Annotated in this window: 4 protein-coding genes and 1 pseudogene; 2 read left to right on the plus strand and 3 right to left on the minus strand. The window is 38.8% G+C overall.

From position 1 onward, the window contains the following. Nucleotides 1-260: 260 nt before the first annotated feature. Nucleotides 261-686, minus strand: a complete 426-nt coding sequence (locus FNW02_RS36690) for a hypothetical protein (RefSeq protein WP_191762398.1) — start codon at nt 684-686, stop codon at nt 261-263. A gap of 527 nt (nt 687-1,213) precedes the next feature. On the opposite strand from FNW02_RS36690, the gene FNW02_RS36695 reads away from it, so the two are divergent. Beyond that, nucleotides 1,214-1,810, plus strand: coding sequence for a pentapeptide repeat-containing protein (locus FNW02_RS36695; RefSeq protein ID WP_191762399.1), 597 nt, complete (start codon nt 1,214-1,216; stop codon nt 1,808-1,810). Between the two features lie 113 nt (nt 1,811-1,923). On the opposite strand, the gene FNW02_RS40375 is transcribed toward FNW02_RS36695, so the two are convergent. Together FNW02_RS40375 and FNW02_RS36705 are read right to left on the minus strand one after the other, a co-directional pair. Further along, entirely contained in the window at nt 1,924-2,172 is a 249-nt protein-coding gene (locus tag FNW02_RS40375) for a response regulator (protein WP_191762400.1), read from the minus strand. 251 nt (nt 2,173-2,423) lie between these two features. Next, nucleotides 2,424-3,912: pseudogene (locus tag FNW02_RS36705) on the minus strand (IS1380 family transposase). Between the two features lie 1,944 nt (nt 3,913-5,856). Between FNW02_RS36705 and FNW02_RS36715 the strand changes: the two are divergent. Then, nucleotides 5,857-8,136: a hypothetical protein gene (locus FNW02_RS36715; RefSeq protein WP_191762402.1), complete on the plus strand. Its 2,280-nt coding sequence runs from the start codon at nt 5,857-5,859 to the stop codon at nt 8,134-8,136. Nucleotides 8,137-8,238: the final 102 nt, after the last annotated feature.

An 8,238-nucleotide genomic window follows, 5' to 3' on the forward strand; every position in this document is an offset into this window, starting at 1 on the left:
TTTCACAGCACCTATATTCACGACACCTACAAAAAATCGCGATCGCTGCTACTCCTTGACTCATTAATCGCATAAATGCCTGTAATCATTATGGAGCATAGCTTAGAGCTTTTCTTAGTGCCATTCGATACAGAGAGAATTGGCTCAAGAGGAAGAACGCAGGTGGTACGAGGAACATGGTGACGAGGATTACGAATATGATGAGGATGAAGATGAGTCAGAGGAAGAATAAACTTTTTTAACTATGAGCGACCAAATCTCTACTTCCAGGGTGAAGAAATAGCAGTTGTCGAAAGCACCTTACCCGCATTCAATCTAATCGCCGTTTCACCACAGCTAGGACATTGCACTTTCGCCAGCACCACTGACGGACGCCCCTTATACTCTCCAATTACTAGTTCCCCACTAAACTCGCTGATTATTCCCTGCTTACAATGCCAGCACTCGAACACCACGCGCCCCACTGATTTGTCACAGTCCAAAAATTGCATGTGCTGGCACATCTGAGGTGGTAACTCCTCTTCATCGCTTCTTTCAAATATGTGCGGCTTGGATTGAGGAAGGGAATCTAATTTTTTCTTACGGGGGGTAGTGGCGTTTTCGTTCCTATGAACTTGCGGCATCGCCTGTGTTTGAGCTTGGGGCGGTGAAGCTGGCTCATACCCAGGTGAAATTGCAACACCCACTCCTGGATTCCGAACATCACTGGGAAAAATGCAGCACTCGCCGTCCAATAATCAAGCATTAACTGTTGCCTTACCTCTACTTATCGCCCGGATCACGAATCTTTTTCAGAATAAGCTCAAATAGTTACTCTATCTCAACAAGTCTTAGAATACTTGCTCTTTAGTATGTTTATAAGAGCAAATCGCCAAAAATATCAGGTTGTTAAACATTAAATGTACTTAGGTAAATTTCACTCCTTTTGACTACTCAAATGCTTGTTGCCAACTTGATTTGAAATTCGGAAAAATCTACTTAAAGACAGATTTGAGAAAATAGAGCAGAGATTACGATTTTACTAAGTTGTTAGTAAGCTATTAGTAAGCATAAATAAGTAACAAAAACTGTTATGTAGAGAATTTCGCCTGACTTCTAGAAAGTTCTGATTTATGCAACTTTTAGATTGGACTTTTTCCAATTTCCGCTTGTATCGTCGGCTACGAAAATGCGGGTAGTGACAGAATTTTCTCAAACGTAAGAATTAATCCCGATGAAGTTAAGCATTTACCTAGCTTTTGCATTTGTTAGCGTTAACGTTTTGACTCTGGTCACTACTGCCGTATTAGCTGCGAACCCTCAACATGTTCTGCATTTATTGAGCAAGAAAAACTGTTTTTTTTGTGACCTATCAGCAGCTAACCTCTCAAGCATTGTACTTTTACAAGCCGACCTTCAGGGAGCCAACTTGTCAGGAGCTAACTTGTCACAAGCTAACCTCAGTGGAGCCTATCTTCAAGGAGCCAACTTGTCAGGAGCTAACTTGTCACAAGCTAACCTCAGTGGAGCCAATCTTTCACAAGCTAACCTATCACAAGCCAATCTCCAAGGAACAAATCTGTCAGAAGGTTTAGCATCACTAGCTAATTTCCAAAGAGCTAACTTGTCGAAAGCTAACCTGAAAGGAGCCTTTTTGTTGCTAGCCAACTTATCACAAGCCAATCTCTCACAAGCTAACCTATTACAAGCTAATCTCTCACAAACCAATCTCTCACAAGCTAATTTGTTATTCGCTAATCTTTTGCAAACCAACCTTGAAGAAGCCAATCTTCACAAAACCATGATGCCTGATGGCAAAATCTATCCTTGATTTGAGAAGGTTGCCCCAACGTAAAAGTTTTGTGCCGTTAACAGAAGGCGCGATTTTTTCAAGTTAATCTGTATAACTAACTGTCTAATTAACAATCATCAATTGTGTAATAGCTACGGTAAAAAAGCCTTCACAAGGTAGACTAAACTATTGAGTGAGCGCGATTTAACAAAGTAAGAGTTAGCGCCTAAATTCATTGCCTCTAAAACTTGGTCTTTATCTTCTGAGTTGTTCATAATCACTACTGGTATATGTATTAATAGGGGATGTTGCTTGATCCACTTGAGTAACTCAAAATCTGACAAAACAGTTAAATTTAAATCTATTAGAATTACAACAGGTAGAAAACTCGGATTTCTCACAAGCAATAAAAAACCAATTTACATGACCTCATGTAAGGCATTTTTTTAATACATCATCAATCCAAATTTAGGTAAAAAGACAAAACTAGTATAAATCAGTAGCTATAGAGATAAAATAATTACTATACTATTTCTAGTACTGAAACCAAAAGGCTCTGTTCATAAAACTAAGTATTTCAAAAATAGACTTGGATAAAACCAAGCCCAAAGTATCATTAATTAAAGAAAAATAAAATGCACTAAAACTAATATTAAGCAGTAGAAGTACGCATTATTAAGCATCTGTAAGCAGCAGCAAATATATGTTTGGAAGGACTTGAGCTACTAATCGCAATTAAAATTCGGCGTGCGCTGACAGTAATTAGCGCTCCCAGTTTTAGTAATTTTGTACGAATAGTTCCGACTTGAGCATTTTTTAAATCTGTTTTAGCTAAACATTTTTGACGCAATGCATTCATCAAAACGTAAGCTATAGAAGAAAACCATAAACGTAACTGATTTCCCGCGAATGTGTGGGTACTGGTTCTATCACTAAAAAGTTCCAATTGTTGCTCCTTAAGGCGATTTTCCATCTCCCCTCGCTGACAGTATTTTTGCGTGTAGAGTTGACTAGGTGGTACTTTATTGGCTTGAAGTGAAGTCACAACAAAACGAATATTAATTCCCTTTGCTCCATATTCAACTTTAGAAACAACACGACGACTACGACTCCAAGATTCACGAGTTTGGTAGTCTAAAGACTTATACCAAGTTGAGTTATTAATCAGTTCAGACGCAAGTTGAAGGAGTTCTTCATCTGGAATAAATAGAGTTTCTAAAAATGAAACTATTGGTGACATTTTTTGCTCAAACTCATTTTTAGCCTTACTTTGTGTTGCTGTAGTCATCTGAATTAAACGGCTATTTTGCGCCAATCCAAAAACGTAATCAACTCTAGGCTGTGATTCACACCATACCATGATATTTTCTCTGGAATAGGCACTATCTCCACGTACTATAATTTCAACATTATTCCATTGTTGCCGTATTTGTTTAATAACTCTCTGTAGTTCTTCTAATGCTCCTGCTGCTGGATCTACATTAGAGGGGCGAAGCTTTGCTGCCAATAAATGTTTTCCGCAAAAGATATAAAGTGGAGCATAGCAGTATCCTCCATAATAAGTATTGAAGAAAACTTGCTCCTGATTACCATGCACTAAATCATCAGTTACATCCAAGTCCAAAATAATTTGTCGTGGTTCTTGGGAGTAAGATTTTAGAAATATATTCACAAATAGACTTTCAATTTCTTCTGGCGAGTGACCTATTTTATGGTAACGACTGTCTGCTCCTTGTTCTACATCTTCAGGGCAATGTTCCAGCCTATTTAATGTACACATTCGGAGCTAATATAGCAGGCTCATTCTCTAGCCTAATTCTTTTTCCTAATGCTAAAGCAAACATTGGATCATGACGTAATTCTTCATGCTCATTTAAGTCTTCGTATCCCATGACTAACCCGTATATTCTTTGTTTAATCAAGTTTTCTATTGAATGGTCAATTCGATTTGACTGGCGGTAATCTTGGAAACACTGTGCAAACTGTGATGTGATTTGCAGTTTTCTATCTATTTCAGCAATTAAGTTTAACCCAGCATCGGATGTTACCAGCCCCCCATTGAAATTAACTACGACTGGAGGCGATTTTGGCTGTTCAAATCTGAACTGTTTTGGGAGCGATCGCCTTGCGGGTTGATTCATCGGTTAAAACTGCTGAAATGCTTGCCATATATACACTTTATCAGTTTTAAGCTCCGCTTTTTTCTGAGTTTGTGAGAAATCCGGGAAAACATATTCCTAACCCAGCTTATGAGCATGCAGCTAAATTAATAGGTAAACCTTTTCTAGAAACTGCTAAAAAGTTTGAAATTCAATTTAATGAAATTTTTCCTGGGAGTTTTTCTACCTCAAAAGAAGTTCAAACAGGAGATTTTGAACTTCGACTATTTCAGTTAAAAGCTTTTTATCGGAATAAGCCTTTATGTCTGTTTTTACTTAGATTTCCTCATTTTCATGAGAAATTTGGCTTTCCACTAGCACCGGAGTTAAAAATTCTAGAGTTGTACTAACTATAGGTATGTATTGAATTTGTGCTCTTTTATGGATTGACTGCTGCGCTACCACCTATTCTAATTAATTTTTCAATCATACAAGCATTCTCCTCTAAGAGACACTTGGCAGTCAGGCATTTAATAATCATCTGAGAAACTAGGTCATCTCAGATTTTTACAGGTAGTCCAATCTGGGTTCTCCCACTAATAATTTCTCTAGTTGAACCAAGTATTTGGTTTAGTTGGACTTTTAAGCTCGCGGCTTCTAGCTTTCATTGTTAAGATTTAATTATTTTTTTCTGGAATTAGTGAGATAAATTTATGTAAGATATGTAAGATTTAGGTTAGATAAAACATTAACTTTAAGAAAATGTAAAGCTAACGAAAATACCCCCTTATAAATGTTAATTTAAAAAGGTTGGTAAAGCACTTGTGGCAGACAATTACAAAAATAATTTCTTCCGCAAGCAGGTGATTTGATGAGTTGCTGCCGCTGTTACACAAAAGTTGAAAAACAAGGAAAAGGATTTACGCAGGGTAATATCAACTATAAAGCAATTAACAGCTTACTAACTCATCCTATAGGGGGATAAAGTAGAAAAATCAGTCCAGCGTTAGACACTATAGGCAGAAATACAGCGGTTCCCGCTATTATGCAATACAGTTTTTCTCCCTGCCCCTTTCCCTAGCACAGCTTTCAGTTTTGAGGATGCACTTTATAGCTGCTGGAAGTGCTGTATCAACCAACCGCTGGTTAAGGTTTGGTCGGTTTTCCAATTGCTGCTCATCTATCGTTCGGTTCTGGTGTTCGTGTATCGCTGTTTCTTACTTAACCAAGTTAATATCCTATTGAGTAGGTAACAGCTGTTCAAGACCGCTTTTCCTTGCATATTTCTCAGCGAAGGATACTTTCTGAGGCTTTTGTACTGTTTTGAAGGGACACTCTTTTTTAAGAGTGTTCCTTCCAGTTGTATCTCCTTGCATCGAAAAGCAATTCAGTTCGACTTTGCTATTTAATCATCACTTGCGTTGACGAGGCTTTTTCTTATTACGTTCATACTCAACAAGGATATCCTTTGTTTGTTGTGGAAGAATCACACTTTTGTTGTTGAATCGCATTTGGTATACCAGATAACAAAGGCTTTTAGTGTTAGGGCAGGAAAGAAAAGTTGGCAGATTAATGATTGTCACTCCTGTAAGAGTTGCGGAAATAAGAATGGCACAGATGAAAAAGAAAATGCCGGACTTACCGGGTATTGAGCCGAGATAGAAGTAAAAAGCAGCAAGATGGTCTGGAAAGCCTTGCTTTATATAGGTTTGAGCGTTTTTGAGGCGAAAGTAGGATTTTGAGAGAAGATACTTGCAGTGTGAGTATGCGCGGCTCAAATCAGGCGTAACTATTAAAAACTCTAAAAGCTATATATAGCAAGCCTTTTCAGACCATCTTGCTGCTTTTTACTTCTATCTCGGCTCAATATCTATCGGGGTTGCCCTCGCCAGTTTATATCCTAACTTTACAGCCGAAGCCGAGTACAGAAACCAGCTAGAAAATGCTTATATTCCTACTGTCAAACAAAAGAAACAATCATTTTATTTGTCAGACGGAAACCAACCGCCATTTGAAGAAATCGCTATTCACATGAGCGATGGTATTAGTGTAGGTATCATCAACAATCAAGTTACTGCACTCGAAGCGCTGGAATCAGAAGTTGAGATACTTAAAACTTATGGCACTGTAGAGCAAAAATCGGAATATTTAGACCAAGTATCCAGCCACTATCAAAGTTTATTTGACCAAGAATATGGTGAAAAATCCAAGCCAATTAGACCTGAGTACAAACCCTTCATGCAATCTGTTGTAGCTTTAGCAGAAAATCCCAACAGAACGCCAGAAATTATTCAACAGGCGATGGATAAGAATCGGCTGCTGTATCGGAGCATGATTGAGGAAGGATGCTATCACAACCAAATAGCAGTGGACTTATTCAAAAGCGCTAAAAAACCTGAAATGGGTTTAATTAATGAAAATAAGCGTTATTTATATAGAGATATTAATTATATAAAAGATAAAAAATCAAGAACAGCTTATCTGAACGAGGGGATCACTCCTAAAGGTTACTCGCCAGTAGAATTATTAATCAGTCAAACCAACAAATATTTCCAACAATCTCAACTAGAATCACGCCCCATAGTTCAGTTTAAAGATTTGTTTAGGGGAATCGAGTTTACACCTCAACAAAAATTTACTGCAATCAAAGCCAAACATGAGTTTGACAAGATTTTTAATGCAGCTGTGACTATGGAGCGAAAACGGGAAAGCGAAACAGGCCTGTCTGCTATTATCCAAACACAGCAAGGAACGCAATTAGAAATCACCAATCTCACCCGCTACAGACACCCTGGTATTTGGAAAGCCCAGACAATTAACCTCAAATTAGAAGCAATTCCCGAAAAATATCAAAGTAGATCTCGTCCTCACAAGTTAATGGCTCTGGCTCAGATTGATCATGAAACAGAAGATGACAAACCAAAATACCGTCAATTGGGAACAGTCAGCCAACAGTCAGTGACAGATTACAGCTTGAAACCTGGAATGGCGACTAGTGGCGCAACTCTGACTGAACTAAAGCCAGAAATGAGTCGAGGGCAAACCAAGTTGATGTTCCAGCAAGCTTACGAAGCAGCTGAAGCATTCAGGGCGAATATCCCAGAGCAAGAGCGATTATCGGCAGCGGCAGCAACTTGGAATGTTGGGGCATCCAGACAAGATGAACTAGAAGATAAACAATCTCCGACGCAAATCTCCAAGAAAATACCCAACTTTGTTTTCGCTGCTTTTCCCGACGAAATTGTCTCCAGATTGAATCAACTGCAATTCACGGAGATGAATTTGGTGACGCTTGACAGTGAGGCGAACAATTTCAAGGATAAAACCTGGAACCCACAGGAAAAATACCCTATAGAAATCAGAGCTAGCCATCACCCACCAGGACATGAACGTAATGCTTCCCGATTAGTACTTTTACAAGATGGCGACGGTGAGTACAAAGAATACGCCATGCCAGAGGCGAGAACGGGGCAGCTACCAATTGGCACAAAAGCGCAAGCCAATATCATACCAGGGTCAGCCTACACCGCAAATGCCACCATTCAAGTACCAGGAAAAGAACCAATAGAGTTTACTATTAGAGAAATCAGCAAATTTGCTCATGCAGGTCAAAATTTTAATGCCGAATCTGTAACCTTAGAAATTGGTACAGTCAGCGTCCCAAACCATGCGGTCAAGGTCAAACTGGATGGTAAAATACTAGGGGAATTAGACACAGATTCAGTCAAACAGCTTCAAGCATTTAACTATATTAAAGATGGTAATCCTCTCAATCTGAAACTCACCAGCATCTCGGAGAGTAAAAATCAGGCATTTGCGATCGCAACTTCGCCAAACGGCAACTTGCTCAAAATTAATAAAATTAACTTTTATGATTTTCAGGGGCAGACATTTAACGATGAAAATTATCGAAAAGTTACCTTAGACGTACCAGCATCAACAAGACGAGACGCGGTATTTCTTAATGGCGAAACGTTAGGAGTATTGCATTTCAATAAGGACAAAGAAGCCTTAAAAGAGTTAGGAGTTCTACAGCCTGAGAAGCGAACTCCCGTACAAGCTACGCTCCAAAGTAATTTCACAACGACTATATTGAAAGTTGATCCGACTACGGTTGAATATCCCCAAGTATGGACGAAAGAAAGTCTTGCTTTTGGGACACAGCAATCTGCTAATCCTCAACAACAGGAAATGATAGAAAGCAGTGCGCCGATACTGCAAAAAATTAAAGAACGTCCTACTAGTCTGCCAAGGCAATTTTGCTAGGTTAAATGCTCGGATATAAACGCTGCATTTTTTTACGTGCATCCTTGGTTTTAAAACCCCAATAGACGCTGGCTTTTTTTTGATTGCGTTCTTTCTCCCAAG

Origin of the sequence: Komarekiella delphini-convector SJRDD-AB1, assembly GCF_014831675.1 — a bacterium.
Classification (GTDB): domain Bacteria; phylum Cyanobacteriota; class Cyanobacteriia; order Cyanobacteriales; family Nostocaceae; genus Komarekiella.